At 44.1% G+C, this 24,052-nt stretch carries 14 protein-coding genes; all 14 read left to right on the top strand.

Annotated features, from left to right (window positions below; all coding sequences use genetic code 11):
* The first annotated feature begins 80 nt into the window (after positions 1 to 80).
* The 14 genes from KTO63_RS17720 (at position 81) to KTO63_RS17655 (ending at position 23,927) form a co-directional block, all read left to right on the top strand.
* The gene (locus KTO63_RS17720) at positions 81 to 1,163 is read left to right on the top strand and encodes a dipeptidase (RefSeq protein ID WP_217792839.1); all 1,083 of its coding nucleotides are present in this window, start codon (positions 81 to 83) and stop codon (positions 1,161 to 1,163) included.
* A 220-nt stretch (positions 1,164 to 1,383) separates the two neighbouring features.
* Positions 1,384 to 2,502 (top strand): D-TA family PLP-dependent enzyme, encoded by a 1,119-nt coding sequence (locus KTO63_RS17715; protein ID WP_217792838.1) that lies wholly within the window; start codon positions 1,384 to 1,386, stop codon positions 2,500 to 2,502.
* 240 nt (positions 2,503 to 2,742) lie between these two features.
* Entirely contained in the window at positions 2,743 to 4,128 is a 1,386-nt protein-coding gene (locus KTO63_RS17710; protein WP_217792837.1) for a hypothetical protein, read from the top strand.
* A 309-nt stretch (positions 4,129 to 4,437) separates the two neighbouring features.
* Positions 4,438 to 7,716 carry a SusC/RagA family TonB-linked outer membrane protein gene (locus KTO63_RS17705; RefSeq protein ID WP_217792836.1) on the top strand — a complete coding sequence of 1,093 codons (3,279 nt, stop codon included), beginning with the start codon at positions 4,438 to 4,440 and terminating at the stop codon, positions 7,714 to 7,716.
* 19 nt (positions 7,717 to 7,735) lie between these two features.
* Complete coding sequence (locus KTO63_RS17700; protein ID WP_217792835.1) at positions 7,736 to 9,544, top strand: RagB/SusD family nutrient uptake outer membrane protein; 1,809 nt, start codon at positions 7,736 to 7,738, stop codon at positions 9,542 to 9,544.
* 32 nt (positions 9,545 to 9,576) lie between these two features.
* On the top strand, positions 9,577 to 9,939 hold the full coding sequence (locus KTO63_RS17695) for an InlB B-repeat-containing protein (RefSeq protein ID WP_217792834.1): 363 nt from the start codon (positions 9,577 to 9,579) through the stop codon (positions 9,937 to 9,939).
* A 184-nt stretch (positions 9,940 to 10,123) separates the two neighbouring features.
* Entirely contained in the window at positions 10,124 to 12,292 is a 2,169-nt protein-coding gene (locus tag KTO63_RS17690; protein WP_217792832.1) for a type 1 glutamine amidotransferase family protein, read from the top strand.
* Positions 12,293 to 12,306: 14 nt separating this feature from the next.
* The gene (locus KTO63_RS17685; protein ID WP_217792830.1) at positions 12,307 to 15,036 is read left to right on the top strand and encodes a glycoside hydrolase family 78 protein; all 2,730 of its coding nucleotides are present in this window, start codon (positions 12,307 to 12,309) and stop codon (positions 15,034 to 15,036) included.
* A gap of 164 nt (positions 15,037 to 15,200) precedes the next feature.
* The gene (locus KTO63_RS17680) at positions 15,201 to 16,751 is read left to right on the top strand and encodes a sulfatase family protein (RefSeq protein ID WP_217792829.1); all 1,551 of its coding nucleotides are present in this window, start codon (positions 15,201 to 15,203) and stop codon (positions 16,749 to 16,751) included.
* A 487-nt stretch (positions 16,752 to 17,238) separates the two neighbouring features.
* Positions 17,239 to 19,530 (top strand): glycoside hydrolase family 3 N-terminal domain-containing protein, encoded by a 2,292-nt coding sequence (locus KTO63_RS17675; RefSeq protein WP_217792828.1) that lies wholly within the window; start codon positions 17,239 to 17,241, stop codon positions 19,528 to 19,530.
* Between the two features lie 81 nt (positions 19,531 to 19,611).
* Entirely contained in the window at positions 19,612 to 19,995 is a 384-nt protein-coding gene (locus KTO63_RS17670) for a RidA family protein (protein WP_217792826.1), read from the top strand.
* A 185-nt stretch (positions 19,996 to 20,180) separates the two neighbouring features.
* Positions 20,181 to 21,161, top strand: coding sequence for a 3-hydroxyacyl-CoA dehydrogenase family protein (locus tag KTO63_RS17665; protein WP_217792825.1), 981 nt, complete (start codon positions 20,181 to 20,183; stop codon positions 21,159 to 21,161).
* A gap of 46 nt (positions 21,162 to 21,207) precedes the next feature.
* Entirely contained in the window at positions 21,208 to 22,521 is a 1,314-nt protein-coding gene (locus tag KTO63_RS17660; RefSeq protein ID WP_217792824.1) for a sugar MFS transporter, read from the top strand.
* Positions 22,522 to 22,625: 104 nt separating this feature from the next.
* Positions 22,626 to 23,927, top strand: coding sequence for an aspartate aminotransferase family protein (locus KTO63_RS17655; protein WP_217792823.1), 1,302 nt, complete (start codon positions 22,626 to 22,628; stop codon positions 23,925 to 23,927).
* The last annotated feature ends 125 nt before the right edge of the window (positions 23,928 to 24,052 follow it).

Below are 24,052 nucleotides of genomic sequence, written 5' to 3'. Positions count from 1 at the left end.
CGAATAATTAAAAAATTCCCCACAACAGCGGAGGCTAGCCCCTCTCCTTTGGAGAGGGGTTGGGGAGAGGTTAAACAGCAATGAAAAAGACTTTGATATTCGATGCACACCTTGATCTCGCAATGAATGCCATTGAGTGGAACCGCGATCTTACGCGTCCGCTGCATGAAATAAGAGAAAGGGAAATGCATATGAAAGATAAACCCGACAGAGGACGCGGTACCGTGTGCCTGCCGGAACTGAGAAAAGGTAAGATCGGATTGGTAGTAGCCACACAAATTTCCCGGGTAACAGCGAGTGGCAGCTCGCTGCCGGGGTGGCACTCTCCGCAGCAGGCCTGGGCCATGACGCAGGCGCAGCTTGCCTGGTACAGGGAAATGGAAGCAATGGGCGAGATGGTGCAGATCACAAACACCAGGCAACTGGACGCGCATCTCGCTTTGTGGAACGATGAGAATATTGATGATGAAAAGAAACCAGTGGGATATATTCTAAGCCTCGAAGGCGCTGATTCTCTCGTTGACATATCGTATTTACAAAGAGCTTATGAATATGGATTAAGGGCCGTGGGGCTCTCACACTTTGGACCGGGGCGATATGCGCCGGGTACCAAAACGCAAGGCAGCATCAAGCCGTTGGGAAAAGATTTGCTTAAAGAAATGAGCAAGCTGAATATTATCCTCGACGTTACACATCTTACCGATGATGGCTTTGACGAAGCCATGAAAACGTATCGGGGCCCTGTATGGGCGAGCCATCACAATGTGCGCAGCCTTGTGCCTACACAAAGACAGCTTACAGATGATCAGATAAAACAACTACTCGATCATGGCGCAGTAATAGGTGGCATGCTTGATTGCTGGGCAATGGACATCCGTTTCATCGATACTGTTTCTGATCCATGGCAACTGGATATTAAACTTGAAAAACTGATTGATCACTGGGATCATATTTGCCAGATAGCCGGCAACAGTTATCACATTGCAATTGGCAGCGATCTTGATGGTATCTTTGGTACCGAACAATCGCCCTGGGACATGAACAGCATCGCAGATCTGCAGAAATATGAGTCTTTGCTTTTCAAACGTGGATACACGCAAGAGGATGTAGAAAATATATTTCACAAAAATTGGATCAGGTTTCTGCGTAATGCCTGGGCGTGATGAGATGTTAATGCCCCATGGGCAATAGCGGGCATTTGTCGCATTTCTATTGATATTGTTACCCTATGGAAAAGTGAATTTGCCCGTAGGGCATCAATATGAATAGAAAGACCGACAAGACTTTCTACATTGTCCCCGTCCGATCCGGCACGGGCGGGCGTAGGACATTAAATGTTAAAAAATCCGGGCTGTTTGACTAATTGATGCAAATCGACGCGCCATGACAACAAAAAACTGGTTCAATATTGCGGACAGTAGCACGATAGATTCACCTGCCTTGATCTTTTATGCGGACAGGATGAGAGAAAATGTGAAGCTGCTGACACAAATGATCGGCGATCCTTCGCGCTTGCGTCCGCACGTAAAAACACACAAGACAAAAGAAGCGACGCAGATGATGATGGATGAGGGTATCACGAAATTCAAGTGCGCTACCATTGCAGAAGCGGAAATGCTGGGAATGGTGCAAGCGCCTGATGTGTTGCTTGCCTATCAGCCAGTAGGACCGAAGTTGCAGCGGTTTATTTCCCTGGTTAAAAATTATCCCGCGACTAAATACTCGTGCCTTGTTGATGATAGAACCATTGCAGAGACTATTTCCTACGCAGCGATCAGCGAAAACATAGTGATTCCTGTATTCATTGATTTGAATGTGGGAATGAACAGAACAGGTATTTCACCGGGAAATGAAGCAATCGACCTTTACAGGCATATTACATCTCTTAAAGGAATATCATTTGCCGGCCTGCATTTTTATGACGGTCACATAAAAGAGATTGATCTTGAAAAGCGCCGTAGCGAGTGCAATGAAATTTTATCGTCTGTACGACAATTAAAAACCGCGATTACAGATAGTGGCCACAAAGGAAATTTGCAACTGATAGGTGGTGGTTCACCTTCGTTTCCCGTATATGCAAACGAACAGGATGTAGAATGCAGTCCCGGAACATTTATTTTTTGGGATAAAGGATACACCGATGGCTTGCCCGAACAAAAATTTCTTACGGCTGCACTGGTCATCACAAGAGTAGTGTCGCTGCCCGCTGAAGGGCTGATATGTGTAGATATGGGGCATAAAGCCATTGCTGCCGAAAATATGCTGGCCAACCGTTTTTCTTTTCTCAATGCACCGGAGCTAACGCCGGTTGGGCAAAGTGAGGAACATCTTGTACTGAAAACAAACGGTGCACACTCCTGGAAGATCGGTGATTTGCTATATGCATTGCCTATGCATGTGTGTCCTACAGTTGCATTGTATAGAAACGCCGTAGTGATTGAAAATGCTGCTGTTGCAGCATCGTGGAGCATTATTGCAAGAGACCGTAAAATCTGTTATTAGCACCATTTAGAGCAAGCGCTAACCGGATCGGATTTATTATACCGACGGTCAGGTATTCGTTGGCCGGTATACCGTCATTAATTAACTTCCACTCTTATCCTTATAGTATTTTCTTACAAACCTGTCTTCTGAAAAATAGTATTACTATTCCAAACAATAGTTGAAGAAATTTCTAATCTCTCAAATTATTTTTGGTTGTCTTTAAAGTTAAACTAACGATCTGCTTAAATGTATTACGCTATGAAAAGGACTTTCACCGGAAGGTTGATCAATTGTAAACACTATTTGTTGGTAGCCGCGATCACATTCTCTGCTACTTCATTTGCACAGCAAACAAATATTGAGAACGTAAGTGCAAATAATAGTGTTGACGAATTGGGTATCGGAAAAACCAAATCACAAAAATTTGCCACCGATGCTTTCCTTATCGGAAGAGATTATCACCACAATAAATTTGTTGACCACGACAAAGGTTTGAAAGGCATGGCCGAATGCAACTTCACAATTGCTGACGCCGCCGATCCGCAGAACTATTCGCTTTGCGAAAAACTTGGTCTGTCAGTCATCGTTTCCGAAGGGCCGCATTTAACGGGAAAGGAGTGGATGAAGATGTCTGACGAAGAGATCGATGCTTACATAAAAAACATGGTGAAGAAAGCTGGCAAAAGCAAATCCATCATTGGTTATCATATTTGCGATGAGCCGTCAGCACTCGCTTTCCCGCAGCTTGCAAAAGCAGTGGCAGCCGTAAAAAAATATGCACCCGGAAAATTAGCGGCCATCAATCTTTACCCTAACTACGCCACCATTTGGGAACTCGATCAAATCAAATCGCAACTCGGCACAAAAACGTACACAGAATATCTTGAGAAATTTGTGAACGAAGTAAAGCCGCAGATCATGAGCTATGACAACTACATGGTAGAAATGTCGATGGACATGGTCAACAAAACAAGAGCAGCAAGTTATTATACCAACCTTGTTGAAATGCGTCGCATCGCTTTGAAATATAACCTTCCTTTTGTGAACGTGGTTTCCGCCAACCAGATACGACCTTTCACCACTATTCCTTCACCCGCTAACCTTGCATTCCAGGCATACACCACATTGGCAGCAGGTGCAGGTGGAATAAGATGGTACACTTATCATGGACAGGCATACGGTTACAATCCAATAGATAAAAATGAGAACAAGACATTAACCTGGAGGTACCTGCAGGAAGTGAACAGGCAATTGAGCGTGCTCGGTCCTGTCATGAAAAAACTTACATCAACAGGATTGTATTTTACATCACCCGCCCCGGATAGTTCGTTGCCTGTGTTGCCTGGCAATTGGGTGCAAAAAATAGAAACAGATGCGCCAATGATGGTAGGAGAATTTGTAAGCTCAGCCGGAACAAAATATGTGATGGTCGTAAATCTTAGTCTTGAACGCTCTGCAAAGTTTGATATCAAAACAAAAATAGACCAGGAAAAAATCTGGACCGTCAATGTAGGTGAGAATGGTGAATTGGTGCAGGCGCGACATAAGGACGGCATCTGGCTCACAGCAGGACAAGGTATACTGATCAAATGTGGCGGTGAATATGGTGCAGAACCCGATCCTGAAAAGAAACCCGTTTACTAAATAAAAGATCGTGCATCTGCAGCACGATTCGATTACCAAAAACATAGTGCAAATTGTTTTTTATTAATGTCCTACGGACAATAATATTCAATCGCTCTGTTTTCTATGTATGTTTTTCCCCTACGGGAAACCGCTTGCCCGTCAGGGCATACATATCAATAGAACATAAGTAAGGTGGTAAAATTGTCCGTAGGGCATTAATAAAAAACACGATGATTTGAAATGCATCATACAAAGACGTTTAATAATTGCCATATTTTTCTAACGCTTGATTCATTGACTTTAATCTATCAAAAACTAACATGACATATGAAAAAAAGAATGACCCTGCTATTGCTGTGCACATTCCTTGCCCACATATACACGTGGGGGCAACAGGCAACAGTAAATGGTAAAGTTGTGGATGAAGGCTCCCTGCCCCTCGCAGGAGTTTCCATCACCGTCAAAGGTTCCAAACAAGGAACACATACTGATGCCGGTGGTAGTTATTCTATTAAGGCCAATACCGGACAAACACTTGTGTTTAGTTCAGTAAGCTTTGCTTCGCAGGAAGTAGTGCTGGGCAGCAACACCACTATCAATATTACTTTGAAGAAGAACGCATCTTCACTGGACCAGGTGGTGGTAGTGGGATATGGTAGTCAGAAAAAAACCGATCTCACCGGTGCTGTTTCTACTATTGACCTGCAAAAAACTTTAGACTCACGCCCTGTGCCGGATCTGGCCCGTGGCTTGCAAGGCGCTTCTCCCGGCCTTATGATAACAACGTCCAGCGGCGATCTTGGACAGTCTCCGGAAATTCATCTTCGTGGAATAAATGGCTCTGTAAATGCAGACGCTACTCCATTGATACTGCTGGACAACGTACCCATTGCAAACATGATGATGGTAAACCCTTCAGACATCGAGTCGATCTCTGTGCTTAAAGATGCGGCAGCCGCTTCTATTTATGGATCACGCGCATCATGGGGTGTTATTTTACTTACTTCAAAAAAAGGTAAGAAAGGACAGGCCCGCATTTCCTATGAAAACAATTTTGCATGGTCATCTCCAATGAATACACCAAAGATCGCGGATGGCGCAGATGGTGCGGAATTCATGCTGCAGGCATACAGGAGAACCGCTCCGAATACTGCAAGCTTCAACATTCTTGGTGCATACTATGACGATATCAGTATCGATCGCATGAGACAATGGAAAAAGTTGTACGGCGGCATGGACCTTGGTCCTGACTTAGTGGAAGGACGTGACTTTGAGCGTCGCGCGGGTCAAACTTACTACTACCGCGCATTCGATGCGGACAATGTATTTTTAAACAACTCGTCACCGCAAATGAAACACAACCTTTCTATTTCCGGTGGTGACGGTAAAACAACATACTACGCCAGCGTTGGTGTCATGGATCAAAAAGGTTTGGTGAAAGTAACACCGGAGCCCGACAGGTTCACACGCTTTAACGGTACGGCAAGAGTGGAAACAAAAGTGAACAACTGGTTCACTGCACGTGCGTCGTTGATGGCATTTACTTCTAAAAAGAAATATCCAAACTTCAGGCTGGCAAATGCAGCAGCAGGCGCCAATGAATACTGGTTCAATATTTATCGCTATCCTGAAACATATCCTTACGGCACGTTCAACGGACTGCCAATGAAAAACATTCTTACTGAATTGCAGCAAGCGCACATGAATACGCTGAGCACTGACCAGGCACGCCTGCAAACCGGTGCCACTCTTACTTTCATGAAAGGATGGACCGCTGATGTTGACTATACTTACTCTATTGAAAACGCACATTCCAACATTGCTACTTCACCAATATCCGGTATCGACAGCTGGACAGATGCCACACTTACAAAAGTTGTCGCAAACTATTTTCCGGCAGAAGACTACGTAAGAGAGAATGCTGTATGGACAAAAAGAAATGTAGGCAAAGCATACACTACTTATGTAAAAGATGTGAATGGCCACAGCTTTAAAGCAATGGCAGGTGTAGATGCAGAATACTATATTTCTGAATTCCAATATTCGTCTGCAACAGGATTGATGCTGGCATCCAAGCCAACATTGAATCTTACAACTGGTACACAAACAGTGAACGGCTATCCTACACACTGGTCAACACTTGGTTACTTTGGTCGTCTTAACTATTCTTACAAAGGAAAATATTTGCTGGAAGCAAACATCAGGAGAGACGGTGCCTCTAATTTCCCGCCAACACAAAAATGGGGTACGTTCCCTTCATTCTCCGCGGGCTATATTGTTACCAATGAAAAATTCATGGAAGGAGTGAAAGACAAAACACCATTGTCATTCCTGAAGATCAGGGGTTCATGGGGTTCCATCGGTAATAATGATATAGGATCGAACTCATACCTGCGCAGCATGAATGCATCCCCATCAGGCTGGTGGGTTGGTGCGGGACAAAACCCTACGAAAGTGGAAGTGTATGATAACGTATCCAATTCTCTTACATGGGAAACAGTGCAAACAACCGACCTTGGATTGAATGCAAGATTTTTCCACGATGCGTTGTCCGTTGACTTCGACGTGTACAACCGCGCAACAAAAGGAATGGTGACAACAGGCGTGGAAGTGCCGTCTTCACTGGGGTCTGCAGCATCTAAACGCAACTTTGGTGAAATGGTTACAAAAGGATGGGAGCTTGCCATTTCTTACGATAAAGTATTTTCCAATGGGCTTGGTATAAGCATTGGTGGTAACATTTCTGATGCGAAAAGCACGATCACCAAGTTTGCAAATACAGAAGTGAACATCATGCCGGGTGGAAACGATGTGCCTAATTACCAGGGCAAAACAATGGGAGAGATCTGGGGCTACACATCAGACAGGTTGTTTACTACAGCAGACTTCAACGGCAACAACGGCCAGGCAAACCCAACATGGAACTACGATGCAAAAACACCTAACCAGGATGCATTGAACACAAGCTCTGCATTTCACTTTGGTCCCGGCGATGTAAAATATAAAGACGTAGATGGCAGCGGTACCGTTGACTTTGGTAAAGGCACCAACCTTGACCATGGTGACATGCATGTGATTGGCAACACTACACCGCGCTACCTGTATGGATTGAGATTAGGATTGAACTATGCGGGCTTTGATGTGAGTGCATATTTCCAGGGTGTAGGAAAAAGAGATTATTGGGGAACCGGTTCTCTTTTCGTTCCTGCCTTCACCATCGCAGAAGCAGTGTATCAAAATCAAATGGATTACTGGACGCCTGATAACCTGAATGCATTCTATCCTGCGCCTTCCAATCCTGGCGCAAACAATCACAATGCTAACTGGCAACCACAAACACGCTATTTGCTCAACATGGCCTACATGCGCATGAAGAACATCACTGTTGGTTACACATTGCCAAAAGCATTGACGCAAAAAATCAGTATCGCCAGGGCACGTGTGTTTGCAAGTGGAGAGAACCTGTTCACCATCGATAAGCTAACAATGTCAATCGATCCGGAGATTCAACAAAACTCTGTACAGGGCTTTACTGATCCGAAAAGTTTCGGAAGAACATATCCTTATTTCAGAACATGGTCTTGTGGCTTACAGGTAGATCTATAAACCAAAACTCAACATTGTCATGAAAAATAAATTCTTACTATACATATTGGCAGGCTCAATATCCCTTACAGGTTGTAAAAAAGATTTTCTTGTACAGGAACCGCTGGCATCCTTTACGGACGAGGATTTCTGGACCTCTGAATCAAGTGTAAGAGCTTTTGCACAGGGCTATTACCCGGACAGATTTCCCGGCTTTGGTGTAAATGATTTAGGTGGCGCATATTCCGTTCGCGAAACGTTGAACGATGATTATACCAACATCAATCTTTCAGGGTTTGCAGCTCAGCCTACTGTAAACGGTGGTAGCTGGGATACTTATTTCAGCAAAATAAGAAAGGATAATATTTTCATTGATCGCGTATCGAAAATGTCATTCAGCGACAGCACTACATACAAACACTGGAACGGCATTGCACGATTTTTCAGAGGCTTTGACTATGCAAACTTTGTATTCGATTTCGGCGATGTACCCTTCTATAACAAACCTCTCACAGACAATGATCCGGCTCTTTTCAAACCACGTGATCCTGCTACACTCGTGATGGACAGCGTGTTGGCAGATTTGAATTACGCTTCTAAAAATGTAAAACTCACTGATCCGCTTACGGGCCCTAATGGGTTGGTGATCACAAAAGACGTGGTGGATGCATTCATGTCGAGACTGCTATTGTATGTAGGCACCAAGCTTAAATATGACCCGGCAAAAACAGCCGATGATAAAACAAAAGCAGCCGTTTATTTACAAGCCGCAAAAGATGCAGCCGCAAGAGTGATCAGCTCCGGCCGCTACTCAGTTGCAGATAACTATCAGAAACTTTGCAGCACCATCGACATCAGTGCTACAGCCGCAGTAAGCAAAGAGATGATCCTTTATCGCAGATACAATACCGGAGAGGTAACACATGCGATTGAATCGGGCAACAACGCAAACACAATCCAGGGTTTCGGCGCACCAAAAGACGTAATAGATGCTTATTTGTGCACCAATGGCATGCCGATAAAAACAACGAATGGCGTAAACCCGCAGTACCAGGGCGATCAAACCGCCGCGGCACAACTGGCAAACAGGGATCTTCGTTTGGCAAATACTTTCCGCACCGACAGGTATTATCTTCAATACATTGAAACCGGCTATTCAACCACAGGTTACAAATGCTGGAAGTTCCTGGATGAACCTACGCAAAACGATGCAACCTCTGTACAAAGTTTTAACGTAACAGATGCACCGATCATTCGACTTGGAGAAGTGATGTTAAACTATATCGAATCAGCAGCAGAGCTGGCAGACATGGGGCAATACACAGTCGTACAAAACGACCTCGACATAACCATCAATGCATTGAGAAAAAGAACAGGTTATGCAGCGGCATCAAGACTTCCGGATATGAAGATCATCGGTGGACTGCCTGCTGTAGGCACAACGGTGTATGACGATGCAGACAGGGATCAAACGGTACCATCATTGATCTGGGAGATCCGTCGTGAAAGAAGAATGGAATTGCTGTATGAAGGTTTCCGCCTGCACGATTTGAAACGCTGGAGAAAACTGAACTACGCAAATACAGAATTATATCCTAAAAAGAATCTTGGCGCATGGGTAACAAAGAATGCTACCACCAAAGGGCTTATCCTTGCAGATATCAATGGTAATATAACCTCTGCTGCAAACGCAACTACAGGTAGTGGTTATTTGAAAGTATCGCAAACAGTGCGCAATGCAACCAACGGTAATGTACTTGATAGAAACTATTTCGATTGCGTACCTACTTACCAGGTAGATTTCTATCAAAGAAACAGTTCTTCACTTACACAAAATCCAGGATGGTAAGCATTCATTCAATAACTTTTTAAGTAAAGACAATGAAGACATCAACAATAAAACTGGCACTTCTATCCATTGCATTCATCGGCTGTTTTGGACTGATCAATGCATGCAAAAAAAATAATGAAGAAGTAGATAAAACCTGCAAGGTTACATTTATTCTTAACCAGACCAATGCAGCAGGCGATACCGTAAACGTTGCTGCCACTGCGGGTTTGCTCGTGCAAAATGCACCGGCACCTGTACGCGCGGGTTTTACATTTGCAGGTTGGTATGCAAATTCTGCAGACGCCAATCCTGATCCTACAAAAAATACCGCGGCACCTAAATTTCCTGCATACGACATTACTAAGAAACCGATATATCTTGATGTGATTTTGTATGCGAGATGGGTGAAGTAGTTCAGGAATTAGAAATTAGAAATTAGGAATTAGGAATTAAGAAGCAAGAACTAGAGTAAACAATAATAAATAAATAAATCGCCCCTCGGCTTAAAAAGATGTTTGATTTTATAGACGTCTTTGTTTTAACGGCGACTGGCCCCTCTCCTTTAGAGAGGGGTTGGGGTGAGGTAAAAAATCAACAGTGAAAAAGAATCACGGCTATATACTTGCTATTTTGTTGCTTGCCGGAACGAAAAATTTCGCGCAACAATCGGCCCCTACGGATACTATAAGATCCAATGCTTTTCCGGCGGCGGTACAGTTTACTCCTGTACCCTCCGGCAAAGGCTGGAGAGATGAGCAGCTTCCACTCTCCGATGAGCTGATGAAGGAAACAATGCACAATATTATTGCGCATGGTTTTACTCAGATCGCCTCAGGTGAATTTTCAAAAAGTGGTGCAAATGAGCATGTGCTAAACTATGCTCAGCAAATTGGTATGAAAGTAGATTGGACCTCTAACGGGGTCCAACTCTTTAAACGCAATGACCCCCCACCTTATAGCGTGTATTCCCCTGAATACATGAATGCAGTGAGAAAGCAAATAGACCCAGTGCTTGGCAGCATAAAAAAGTTGTCAAACCCAGGCACGATGTTTCCTTATATGGATGAGCCTTTCCATGCCGATACTACAGCATTTGATTATCGCAAAGAAACCACCGATGCATTCAAAAAGCAATATGGCTACGCAATGCCGGCAAGCTATGCAGAAGCAAAAAAAGATCCGAAGAAACATCTTGACTTCATCAACTTCCAGTCAAGCACATTTGTAGTAGCATGGAAAAATATTTACAAAGAAGTAAAAGCATTCGACGCACGACCAAAGATCGTAATGACACACGACAGTCACAACACGATGGGCGGTGGTGTAGAGTCTGACTCAAAATATGGCATAGACGATATTTTTCACTGGGGCGGTGAGTTTGCGGATTTGTTCCTCTACGATATTTATCCTTACACCATGTTCGATTATCGCTACGGTGAATACGGTAAATTGCCTAATCCCCGCATCAGTCAAATGCATTACACCATGGCGCAAATGCGCAACCTTACTACAACGTACAAGAAAGAACTTGGTTTTTGGTTGGGCACTTATAACGAAGGTTGGTTCCGTCGCTACATGAATGCAGAAATGGAAAAGCAATATTGGGGCGAACGTGAGCTTGCTTATACCGCCATAGCAAATGGCGCGAACTTTATTATCACCGGCATCAACATTCCGCAAGACGCCCGTCATTGGGATGACCTTGGAAAAGGTATGCGTGCGATACAAAAAGTTGGCGGTGAAATACTCGCTGCATCTAAAACAAAATCCCGTGCATGTTTTCTGTTTCCAAGAAGCCAATACGTACAATTGAACGAAGAGTGTTTCAACGTGGGGCTTACGTTTGAGCTTTGCCAACGTGCATTTGGAGAAATGGACATCATTCATGAAGAACAGGTAACCGATGAAAAAATGAATGGTTATGATATTCTTGTGCTGGCAGATGTAAAAGTAATGCCTGCGCAAGTTGCTGCCAATATTGAACGCTTCGTGAAAAATGGAGGCATCGTGATTGCAGATTGCGTACCACAACAGGACGCCGCACTGCAACCGCTGCAAAGCATGAAAAAATTATTTGGAGTAAGCGAAGCATCAACTGACAGAGCTTTGCAAAAAGGCCAATGGAACCCCTTCTCCATGCTGCCTGCGCAGTGGGCGCACGGCTTAAAGACGCCGCCGCCAATGCCGCTGAAAGTATTTGACAAAGCAGCAGGTACTACGTTTGGCAAGCAATATGATCTCAATATTGTTTCACCAAGAAATTGCCGCAATGCAGATGGAACAGTTGCGGGCAAAATGAATTCAGGCATGCCATTGCTCATACAAAAGCAAACAGGAAAAGGGAAAACTTATTTACTCGGATTTTGCTTGCAAGACACTTATTTCCAAACCTATCTCAAAGGGGACACTGCTTCCCGCACGCAGTTATATAACCTGGTGCATGATGTATTTGCCGACACGAAGATTTCTTCTCACGCTTATTCGTCAAATCCTGACATGGAAGTAACGGTGCGTGCAAATGACAAAGCAGCCTATGTATTTGTCATCAATCACGAATCGCCTAATCCTGTTAGTGATGTAACGCTTTCAGGACTTGGCTTTGAGCCGGGAGAAATCATGGATGTAGAGTGGGGACGTACGGTGGCTTTCACCAATGAAAATGGACAAACTAAGTTCACCATCATGGCAGTGGAAGGAACACCAACAGGCGTTACAAGACTATTGAAAGTAACTCCAAAAAATATTGCAACGGCTTCGAACAAATAACTGAACGACAACTAATGACAAAGCGACTTATATTTTTATCACTGTGGTTTCTTATTGCAGCAACGCGAACAATTTCATCCGCGCAGGTTGCGATAACGAAATTAACAACCGAATATCTTTCAAACCCCGTGGGCATTGATGTAGAAACGCCGCGCCTTTCATGGGTTATTGAAAGTGCAGAGAAAAGTTACCTTCAATCTGCTTACCAGGTTTTGATTGCCTCTTCACCCGAAAAGTTGACAGAGCAAAACGCAGATATCTGGAACAGTGGAAAAGTGAAGTCCGATCGCTCAGTGTTGGTTCCTTTTAAAGATCATCAACTTAATTCAAGACAGCGTTATTATTGGAAAGTACGTGTGTGGAACAACAATGACAAAGCATCTGAATATAGTGATGTGGCATTCTGGGAAATGGCATTGCTGAAGAAGGATGACTGGCAGGGCAAATGGCTCTCTGCACCTAAAGTGTATGATTGGGCATCGTTCGTGGGCCAAAGAAAATTACACATAAAAGAAGATAAGCCCGAGGCCGGTGATGCCGCGCCTCAGTTCAGAAAATCATTTGCCGTGTCGAAAAAAGTAAAGCAGGCAAGACTTTATATTTCCGGCATTGGTTACAATGTACCTTGCATGAACGGGCAAAAGATCGGCGAGCGCTTACTTGATCCGGCTTTTACACGATATGATAAAACGGTACTCTATTCTGTGTACGATGTTACAGACAAAATAAAGACAGGCGAGAATGTGATAGGAGTGACTTTGGGAAATGGCTGGTACAACATGTTTACGAAAGATGTTTGGGGTTATGACCATGCCCAGTGGAGAAGTGCGCCCTGCCTGCTGGCGCAAATAGAAATGATATTTGAAGACGGCAGCAAAACAATTGTTGCCACAGATGAGTCGTGGAAAACAGCACCAGGTCCCATTGTATTTAACAGCATACGACAAGGCGAGTTCTACGATGCAACGAAAGAAACAAAAGGTTGGAACAGCCCCGGCTTTAATGATGCAAACTGGTTAGCGCCGTTGATAGCAAGCGGCCCCGCGGGAAAGCTGAAAGCACAAATGATCCAACCCGTGAATGCAACGGAAAGATTCGTTCCCAAAAAAATAACACAACCATCTCCCGGCATTTATGTATTTGATCTTGGAAAAAATATCGCCGGTTTTGCAGAGCTTACAATCAATGCGCCTGCAGGAACAGCCATCACGTTGAAGTATGCGGAGCGTCTTGATGCCAATGGTCGCGTGGACCAGGCAGATATTGCGCAACACGTGGCGGGCAAAATGGTGCAGACAGATAAATACATCTGCAAAGGAGAAGGGACAGAAACCTGGCATCCTTCCTTTATGTATCATGGCTTTCAGTATGTTGAAGTGAGCGGCTTGACCCAAACCCCCGATGAAAAAATGTTGACGGGTGTTAAAGTACACACTGCGATGGAAAGTGCCGGAAGCTTTGAATGTTCCAACGAAATGTTCAACAGTATTCAGCAAGCTACGCTCAATTCGTATCAAAGCAATTTCATGGGTTATCCCACTGATTGCCCGCAGCGCGAAAAGAATGGCTGGACAGGTGATGCGCACCTGGCTGCAGAAACCGGCCTGTATAATTTCAGGTCGCAAAATGCCTATACAAAATGGCTGAACGATATTGCTGACGAACAGAAAGCAACAGGGGAATTGGCTGCTATCGTGCCAACTGCCGGCTGGGGTTATTTCTGGGGAAATGGTCCCGCCTGGGACAATGCGATGGTGCTCATTCCCTGGTACATGTACGAGTACAGCGGCGACGCAATGATATTACAGCAAATGTATCCGCACATTAAAAGATATGTCGACTACCTCGGAACCAAAGCGGAGAATAACATTGTGAGCATTGGATTGGGAGACTGGGCGCCTGCAAAAACAAAAACGCCTGCAGATATCACATCGACGGCGTACTATTATGTAGATGCAATGTTACTCTCGAAAATGGCGACAATATTTGGCTATACCGATGATGCAAAAAAATATGCAGCGCTTGCCACAACGATAAATGATGCATTCAACAAACGTTATTATCACAATAAAGGCGTTTATGGAGAAGGAAGTCAAACCGCATTGTCCTGCGCAATTTACCAGGGACTTTGCGGAAATAATTTAAAGCCCACGCTTGCGGCATTGGCAGATAGTGTAAAGAAAAATGATAACCATCTTGATTGCGGCATGCTGGGTACAAAATATTTGTTGAATGCACTATCAGACAACGGTCGTCCTGATGTTGCCTACAAAATTGTGAACCAGCGCACATTTCCCAGCTGGGGCAACTGGATAGAGCAAGGCGCTACAACCCTTTGGGAACAATGGAACGGTACAGAGTCGCACAACCACATCATGTTTGGTGACGTAAGTGCGTGGTTCTATAAAAATCTTGCAGGAATCAATACTGATAAAGATGCAGCCGGTTTCAAACGCATTTTGTTCCGTCCGTATTTTGCACCGGAACTTACATGGGCAAAAGCCTCGCACCAGAGCATGTATGGCAATGTGAAGGCGGCCTGGACAAGAACAAAGGATGCTATTACCTACAATATTTCCATTCCTGCAAACACAACCGGAGAAGTTGTTTTGCCGGGCAATAAAAAAATATTATTGGATGATGTTGTATTGGCAAAGAACGCATCCAATGTAATAGTGGATAAACAAAACGGAACGATCAAAGTGAAATTAGGATCTGGCGACTATGCAATAAAGTTGATGTAAAAAAAGTGCGAACTTTAGTTGACAAGAAACAGAGATGTGGAGCATCTCAAAAATTACCACTAAGTCACCAAGTGCACTAAGCTACACTAAGAGAATGCCTTAGTGAAACTTTGTGTCCTTTGTGCCTTAGTGGTAGAAAAACGACATTAAAACTAACTGACCAAATGATGAAGCAAAACTTCAAAGCAAATCATTACTACAGGCTGCTTTTTGTTGCCATTGGCTTCGCTTTGCCATTGTTTACGCTTGCGCAAAATGGTGTGGTGCGCCAGCCCAACGGCTCGCTTACTTTGCAAAAAATCGCAGGTGCAAAACCACGGAACATCATCTTCATTTTGACAGATGACCATCGCTATGATGCATTGGGTTTTCTGAAAGCACAAACTTTTATCAAAACGCCAAGCCTCGATAAACTCGCAAGTGGCGGCGCATATTTGAAGAATGCATTTGTAACAACTTCATTGTGTTCTCCATCACGTGCGTCTATTCTCACAGGCTTGTATGCACACAAACACAAAGTGGTTGACAACAATAATCCGGTTGATGCAAATCTTGTTTTTTATCCCCAATACCTGCAGCAAATCGGCTACCAGACGGCAATGATAGGCAAGTGGCACATGGGTGGCGACCATGATGAACCGCAACGTGGCTTCAATTACTGGGTGTCTTTCAAAGGGCAGGGCTCTTATTTGCCGGAGGCGAATGGATTAAATGTAAATGGAAAGCACGTAGCACAAAAAGGATACATCACCGATGAGCTTACTGACTATGCAATAGACTTTTTGAAGAACCGCGATAAGAACAAACCTTTTATGTTGTACCTCTCACATAAGGGTGTGCACGCAGATTTTGTGCCCGCTGCACGCAACAAGGGAATGTTCAAAGATCACACATTTGTGGCACCACTTACTATGGCGCCCGGCAGCTGTACCGATGCGCCTATGTGGTTACAAAATCAACGGAACTCATGGCACGGCGTAGAGTTCCCTTACCATAGCAGTCTTGATATAGGCGAGTATTACAAACGTTATGCAGAAACATTATACAGCGTTGATGAAAATGTTGGCCGCGTGTTAGATGAATTGCAAAAGGAAGGTTTATTGAATTCAACACTGATCATATACATGGGTGATAATGGTTTTCAGTTTGGCGAGCACGGCCTTATAGACAAGCGCACCGCTTACGAAGCATCCATGCGTGTACCCATGCTGGCGTATTGTCCTGATCTTATAAAACCAGGCACAGTTGTAAGCAATGTGGTTGCAAACATTGATGTGGCAGAAACTTTGCTTGATGCTGCCGGACTGAAAGCACCATCATATATGGATGGGACAAGTTTTCTTCCGTTGCTGCAAGGCAAGAACACCGAGTGGCGAAAAGGATTGCTGTATGAATATTACTGGGAGCGGAATTTCCCGCAAACGCCTACGATACATGCATTGAGAGGTGATCGTTATAAATACATTCACTACACGGGTATATGGGATACCGATGAACTATATGATTTGCAAAATGATCCGCAGGAAACGAAGAACCTTATAAGAGATTCCGCTTATCAAAATGTTGTGACGAAAATGAACAAGGATATGTTTGATGAGTTGAAAAAGGGACAAGGCATGTTCGTGCCATTGTATCCCGACAATGGCGGGAAAAATGATCTGCGCAGCAAGTCAGGCTCCAGGGCAGCAGAGTTTCCGGATTATTTATTGCGATAGAGGTGAGAGAAAAGTGAAAATTAAAAAGTCAAAATTCAAAAGACATTCGGGCCGCCGGTGTTGATGTGAAGGGTAGCTTTTGTGTATGGCCCACCGACAGCCAACTGCGCAATTGTAGCTGGTACGCCTGCGCGGCAAGCCAGGCTTCGATGCCAACAATGTCGATTACGCCTTACACAGATTAATGCCCTACGGGCAACAATGTGCGGATGTGCCGATTTCTATTGATATTGATTTCCTACGGAAAACGTTCTATTGCCCGTAGGGCATTAATGTCAGTAGAAAATATAAGAGAGCTGATCCTTTTGTCCGTAGGACATTAACATGGCAAAGTCACCATGTTTAACCAATCGACATTGAATTTCGAATCTCAAACCATCCCTGTAAGAAAGTATCATAATTGTTGTAAATAGTATGCTAGAGCGAAATAGGGTTTAATTATTTTTGAAATGAGCGATTGCAGAAGATCGCAAAACGATGTGACCGTATGAAAAAGAAGCTGCTTTTTTTATTTGCCATAGTACCCGGCCTTATGCTTGCTCAACCCAAAAGAAAAGTTGTTGAAGCACCTCTTTATAAAGATGCGAAAGCGCCAATAGAAGCAAGGGTAAAGGATTTGATGAAGCGAATGACGCTACAGGAAAAGGTAGCGCAAATGCAGGATCTGTCATTCAGTGAATTTGCCGATGGCAAAAAGATTGATGCGGACAAAATGAATAAAAGGCTCAAAGGCCTTAGCTATGGCGTTTTTGAAGGCATGGGTCTTACAGTAGAAGAATACGCGCAAGCGATCAATGCCATACAACATTACATGGTAGAGAATACTCGTCTCGGTATTCCCGTGTTTACATCTTCCGAAGCATTACATGGTTGTGTGCACGGTGGAGCCACTATTTATCCGCAGGCCATTGCATTGGGCAGTACATTCAATCCATCGCTTGTAAATGCAATGGTGAAAATGATTGCGCCGGAGCTGAAGGCACAAGGTTCTAACCAGGTGCTGTCCCCTGATCTTGACCTTGCCCGCGAACTGCGCTGGGGAAGGGTGGAAGAAACTTATGGAGAAGACCCCTATCTCACAGGACGCATGGGCGTTGCTTTTGTGAAAGGATTCAAAGATGTCGATATTGTTTGTACACCTAAACATTTTGTCGCACACGGCTCTCCAGCAGGTGGCTTGAATCTCGCAACAGTAGCGGGTGGTGAACGAGAGTTGCGTTCTATTTATCTGAAACCTTTTGAAGCAGTAATAAAAGAAGCGCAGCCACTCAGCATCATGAATGCCTACAGTTCGTATGACAGGGTGCCTGTTGCTGCATCGCATCATATACTCACTGATATACTTCGTAACGAGCTTGGTTTTAAAGGATATGTTTATTCCGACTGGGCTTCCGTTCAAATGCTTTACAATTTTCATTATACCGCAAAAGACTCTGCTGCAGCGGCTTTGCAGGCAGTGAAAGCAGGCCTTGACCTGGAAGTGTGGAGCGACTGCTATAGCACGCTGGATAGTCTTGTACAAACTGGCGCATTGCCCGTTAAATACATTGATACAGCAGTAGCGCGGGTATTACGGGCAAAGTTTATGATCGGCCTTTTTGAAAATCCTTACCCTGAATTTGAACTGTTGAAAACAGCTGTTCATACACCGCAATCTGTTCAGCTTGCATTGGATATTGCAAGAGAATCGATTGTGCTGATGAAGAATGAAAATGGATTGTTGCCATTCAAAAGCAATATCAAGTCGTTGGCGGTGATTGGCCCGAGTGCGGACCAGGTACAGTTTGGTGATTATACATGGACGGGAGATAACAAATATGGAGTAACACCTTTGCAAGGTCTTCGCACACTTGTGGGAAACAGTGTTACACTCAACTATGCAAAAGGTTGCCAGATACATACACAAAACAAAAGCGGTATAGCGGAAGCAGTTGCCGCGGCGCAAAAGAGTGACGCAGCAGTGATCTTCGTGGGGTCAGCAAGCGCATCATCGGGCCACAAATATCCAAATGCAACAAGCGGCGAAGGTTATGATCTCACTGATCTTACGCTGACGGGCGCACAGGAAGATTTGATAAAAGCGGTGCAGGCAACGGGTAAACCTGTTGTGGTAGTACTTGTAGCCGGAAAGCCTTTTGCCATGCCATGGGTAAAGAAAAATATTCCAGCCATCGTAACACAATGGTATCCCGGCGAGCAAGGTGGTACAGCCATCGCGGAAGTGTTGTTTGGTAAAATAAATCCTTCCGGCAAACTCAATGTGTCGTTTCCGCAAAGTGTGGGGCACCTGCCTGTGTATTACAATCACTATCCTTCTGATAAAGGTTATTATCACAAACCTGGTTCCGTTGACAGCATGGGAAGAGATTATGTTTTCTCAAGCCCAGACGCTTTGTGGGCCTTTGGTACAGGATTAAGCTATACAAACTTCAGGTATAGTGATATGAAAGTGTCGAAAAAACTTTTCTCCCAAAAAGATACCTGCCATATCGAAATAACAGTGAGCAACACCGGCGATATGGATGGAAAAGAAGTAGTGCAATTGTATGTACGTGATAAGGTGAGTTCCGTAGAAACGCCTGTAAAGGAATTGAAACGATTTGAAAAAGTGTTGATAAAAAAAGGAAGCACAACAAAAGTTGCATTCGATCTTCCTATAAGCGAACTCAGCCTGTACAATGCAGATATGCAAAAAGTAGTAGAAGCAGGAGAGTATGAATTGCAGGCTGGCACAGCATCAGATAATATCCTGTTGCAAACAACAATTACAGTAAAATAGAACAAAAAGATAATGCAGTGATACGCTGGCAGATTGTATCATTTTGCTTGCCATTGCATAACCTGTGAAATAAACATACTTATGGATAAGATACAAGTGAACCATCCCGACAGAGACCCTTCCTTCGTTACAGGCGCCTATTCCGACGGCGTAATTATGGATGGCTTTTTATTTGTGAGCGGCCAGGCCTCTGTCGATTTTAAAACGTCGCAGTTCGTACTGGGCACTATAGAAGAAGAAACGACACGCACACTTGACAATATCAAAGCAATCATAGAAGCGGCTGGCGGAACAATGGACCGGATTGTAAAAAGCACCGTACATCTCAGTGATATCAAGGAGTTTGACCGGTATAACAAAGTGTATGCAAGCTACTTTCAAGGTGTAAGACCTGCAAGAACCACTGTGCAGTCCGTATTGGCTGAGGGCATTAAAGTGGAGATTGATTGTATTGTGAAAATTTGAGGATTTGAAAATTTGAAAATGCTTTGGGTGCGGCATTCTGAATATATCGCTGCTCCCTGATAATTTAGGAGCTAATTAAAAAAATGAGAAGTCACACAGAAAGAATTTTCAAATTTTCAAATCCTCAAATTTTCAAATAAAGCACAGTCTTGAAGTTACAAGATCAAAAAATATTATACGCCCCAATGAAAAGTATTGATACAGAGAAAATAAACGTAGGCGTGGTAGGACTTGGCCTTATGGGAACAAGTCTTATTGTATCGCTGCTGATCGCGGGTCACAAGGTGAAAGCTATCGCTCCCATCCCGGAAGATATGGAAGATGCGCCACAACGCATTCGCGAGCATTTAATGATTTGTGAAGATGCCGGAACGCTCGACCGGCCGGTTGATTGTTATTTATCACAACTGGTAATCTCAGAAGACTATCTTCTTTTGGCCCCGTGCGATCTTGTGCTGGAGTGTGTTATAGAAATTCCGGAAATAAAACGTTCTGTCTACAAAAAAGTAGAAGCAATAATAAGTACCGATGCTATTCTTGCAAGCAACACTTCAGCAATACCTATCAGTGAGTTGCAAAAAGGTCTTTTTGCGCCACAACGTTTTCTTGGTATTCACTGGGCGGAGCCTTCTTATTTCACGCGATTCATGGAGATCACCTGCGGTGCGCAAACAGATGCGGTCCTTGCAGAATGGGTATATGAGCTGGCACATCAGTGGGGTAAGGAACCTACGCTATTGCGAAAAGATATTCGTGGTTTCGTCACCAATCGTTTGATGTACGCAGTGTACAGAGAAGGCCTGAGCATTGTTGCCAAAGGTGATGCAACATTTGAAGATGTTGATAAAGCATTCAGGTACGATGTCGGTTCATGGATAACGCTCATGGGCATATTCAGAAGGTTGGACTACCTGGGGCTGAAAGATGCATTCGAAACATACAACAGGCTCGCTCCGCATTTTTGTAACGATGAACAAATACCCCCTTTAATGCAGAACATGGTAGAAAAAAATGCAAAAGGCACACGCAATTGCCTCGGGCTTTATTCTTATACGCCCGATGAAGCAAAACGATGGGATGAAGCATTTGCAGCATTTAACGTAGATATCTACAGGCTTGCAGCAATGTATCCTTCGCAGCGTGAGAAAAAAAAGACAAGGGTATAGCAAATAAGTTTTTAAAATTGGTAAGAACCTATCAACACCATCAGCAATGACAGCAAACACAAGATCATATATTTACCCGCTTTCCATCATCGCAACATTGTTCTTTTCGTTTGGTTTTCTGATGTGGCTCACGGGCATTTTGATTCCTTATTTTCAAATATGCCTGGATCTGTCAAACGTACAGGCATCGCTGGTTGCGTTCGCTTCCTACATAGCGTATTTCGCAATGGCGCTGCCATCAGCATGGGTGCTGAAACGAAGCGGCTACAAGAACGGAATGGTGATAGGTTTGGTTGTCATGGCAATAGGAACAGTGTTGTTCATTCCCGCTGCATACACACGCACATATCCGTTGTTTCTTACCGGGTTGTTTATCACGGGCGGTGGCGTTACCCTGCTGCAAACTGCCGTCAATCCTTATGTTGCCATCATTGGTCCTATAGAAAGCACTGCCCAGCGAATTGGTTTCATGGGGCTTGCCAATAAATTTGCCGGCATCCTGAGTACCGCTATTCTTGGTTCCATTTTCTTATTCGATGCAGATGCCATCGTGGCCAATGTAAACAAAGTTTCTCCCACAGAGAAAGCAGCGTTGCTAAGTAGTTATTCATTAAAGATCGTTAATCCTTACATCATCATAACCCTGATCCTGCTTGTGCTGGCGGTGATCATTTATTTTTCAAAAATGCCTGAGATAAGCGAAACGGGAGACGGGAACGGTGAAGAAGTTACGAGTGTTACACACAAAGCAAGTGTGTTTCACTATCCTTATTTGCTGATCGGTATTGTAGCGCTTTTCTTTTCTGCCGCATGTGAAGGATTGCCTATTGATGGCATTGTGATATATGGCAGATCACTTGGCGTTCCCTATGAAGAGGCACGTCATTTCACGCAATACACCTTGTATGCTATGATTGCAGGTTATGCTGCGAGCACAATTCTTATTCCACGTTTTTTATCACAACAAAAAGCATTGTTGTGGAGCGCAATACTAGGCATTGTTTTAACGATGGGAGCCTATTACAGCTCCGGTGTTATTTCTATGTATTGCCTTGTGTGCACGGGGTTTGGAGCTGCCATGCTTTGGGGCACGATTTGGGGACTGGCCATCAGGGACCTGGGGAAATTTACAAAAGTGGGTTCAGCAATGCTGTTGATGTCTGTAGTAGGCGGCGGCGTTTTCCCTTTGTTGTTTGGCAAACTGATCGACCTGAATAGCATAAGGCCACAGAATGCAGTGCTGGTGCTGGTTCCATGTTACCTTGTGCTGGTATTTTTTTCCAGCAAAGGATATAAGCTGGAGAATTGGAAGCCGGCAGTTGTTGAAGTTGAAAGTTATGCTGAGGAGCAGGGGGTGTAGGGGCGAATTGCATTCGCCCGCCGGCTATCGGCAAGCGTACAATAAATGTTTTTGATTTTTGAAGTTTTACTAGTATCAAAATGTTATTTTAAAAATCGTCCATTATGGAGAATGTATCTTACGCGAAATCCGCGTCACTATTGGAGAGAGCGAAAAAAGTTTTAGCAGGTGGCGTTTCTTCTGAGTTTAGAAAATACAATCATCCGCATGCTATTTTTTACAGTCATGCAGATGGCAGCCGCATATACGATGTGGACGGGAATGAATATCTCGATTTCACTTTGAGCCAGGGGCCATTGATCATCGGGCATTCGCATCCGCATGTGTTAAAGAGTGTTGCAGATTATACAGAGAAAGGACAATTGTTTGCAGGACAACATATAAAAGAAATTGAGCTGGCGGAGAAATTGAACAAGCTTATACCTTCTGCAGAGTTGATGCGTTTTTGTCTCGATGGTTCCTCCGCCGTGCATACGGCATTTCGCGTAGCAAGAGCAAAGACAGGAAGAAAAAAGTTTCTTCGTTTCGAGGGCCACTATCACGGATGGTTCGATAATGTTGCCTGGGGACTTTCAGGAAATGCGCCCGCATTGGGAGAGCGCTATGCGCCCAATGTGTATCCATGGAGCGAAGGGTTGCCTGAACATGCGAGAGATGAGTTCATTATTCTTCCATGGAACGATCTTGCATTGCTGAAAGAAACCGTTGCAAAATATCGCGATGAATTGGCTGCAATCATCACCGAACCCGTGATGTGCAACAATGGATGTATTCTTCCGGAGCAGGGATTTTTAGAAGGCATGCGTGAGTTGTGTACAACGCATGGCATCGCTCTTATTTTCGACGAAGTGATCACCGGCTTCAGACTTTCACTTGCCGGTGCGCAAGAATATTTTGGCATCACTCCCGATATGTCCATCTTCGCCAAGGCCATGGGAAGCGGTTATCCGATCAGTGCAATAGTGGGCAGGAAGGAATGGATGGATGCCATTGAAGATGCGAAAGTGATACATGCCGGTACCATGAACGCAAGCAATCCAACCATTGCCGCAGCATTGGCTACCATTGAGGTTCTTGAAAATGAACAGCCATATGATCGCATGTTTGCCCTGGGAAACCGATTAATGGAAGGTTTAAGAAAAGCAGCGTTCGATGCAAACCAGGATCTTCTTGTGCAGGGCCCGGGACCAATGTTCAATACAGCGTTTACGGATCTTGCACAAATAAAAGATCACCGGGATACGCTGGCTTGCGATAAGGCGAGACTGGGAAAATTTATTTCGCAAATGCATGATCGTGGTGTGCGTGTAATTGGAAGAGGTTTGTGGTATATTAATGCAGTACATACTCAAGAAGATATTGATCATGCGATTGAAGTGGCTGCTAAGGTTTTGAAAAAAATGTGAGTGCAGCACTTTCTTTTACCACTAAGGCACTAAGTACACTAAGCCTCACTAAGAGAAGGCTTGTTTAACCGCAAAGAGCCTTTAGATAAATATTAATCCGTTTCCCTAGAATTACTAGAAACTAA

The sequence above is a fragment of the Pinibacter aurantiacus genome, from assembly GCF_019130065.1.
GTDB classification, from domain to species: domain Bacteria; phylum Bacteroidota; class Bacteroidia; order Chitinophagales; family Chitinophagaceae; genus Pinibacter; species Pinibacter aurantiacus.
Note: the sequence above shows the minus strand (reverse complement) of the source record. Positions and strands in the feature narration are given on the sequence as shown.

What these genes read in the sequence shown, in the direction of transcription:
- KTO63_RS17665 (WP_217792825.1), top strand. Translation starts at nt 20,181, where the DNA reads ATGAAAAGTATTGATACAGAGAAAATAAACGTAGGCGTGGTAGGACTT.
- KTO63_RS17685 (WP_217792830.1), top strand. Translation starts at nt 12,307, where the DNA reads ATGACAAAGCGACTTATATTTTTATCACTGTGGTTTCTTATTGCAGCA.
- KTO63_RS17670 (WP_217792826.1), top strand. Translation starts at nt 19,612, where the DNA reads ATGGATAAGATACAAGTGAACCATCCCGACAGAGACCCTTCCTTCGTT.
- KTO63_RS17660 (WP_217792824.1), top strand. Translation starts at nt 21,208, where the DNA reads ATGACAGCAAACACAAGATCATATATTTACCCGCTTTCCATCATCGCA.
- KTO63_RS17705 (WP_217792836.1), top strand. Translation starts at nt 4,438, where the DNA reads ATGAAAAAAAGAATGACCCTGCTATTGCTGTGCACATTCCTTGCCCAC.
- KTO63_RS17720 (WP_217792839.1), top strand. Translation starts at nt 81, where the DNA reads ATGAAAAAGACTTTGATATTCGATGCACACCTTGATCTCGCAATGAAT.
- KTO63_RS17655 (WP_217792823.1), top strand. Translation starts at nt 22,626, where the DNA reads ATGGAGAATGTATCTTACGCGAAATCCGCGTCACTATTGGAGAGAGCG.
- KTO63_RS17680 (WP_217792829.1), top strand. Translation starts at nt 15,201, where the DNA reads ATGATGAAGCAAAACTTCAAAGCAAATCATTACTACAGGCTGCTTTTT.
- KTO63_RS17695 (WP_217792834.1), top strand. Translation starts at nt 9,577, where the DNA reads ATGAAGACATCAACAATAAAACTGGCACTTCTATCCATTGCATTCATC.
- KTO63_RS17700 (WP_217792835.1), top strand. Translation starts at nt 7,736, where the DNA reads ATGAAAAATAAATTCTTACTATACATATTGGCAGGCTCAATATCCCTT.
- KTO63_RS17715 (WP_217792838.1), top strand. Translation starts at nt 1,384, where the DNA reads ATGACAACAAAAAACTGGTTCAATATTGCGGACAGTAGCACGATAGAT.
- KTO63_RS17675 (WP_217792828.1), top strand. Translation starts at nt 17,239, where the DNA reads ATGAAAAAGAAGCTGCTTTTTTTATTTGCCATAGTACCCGGCCTTATG.
- KTO63_RS17710 (WP_217792837.1), top strand. Translation starts at nt 2,743, where the DNA reads ATGAAAAGGACTTTCACCGGAAGGTTGATCAATTGTAAACACTATTTG.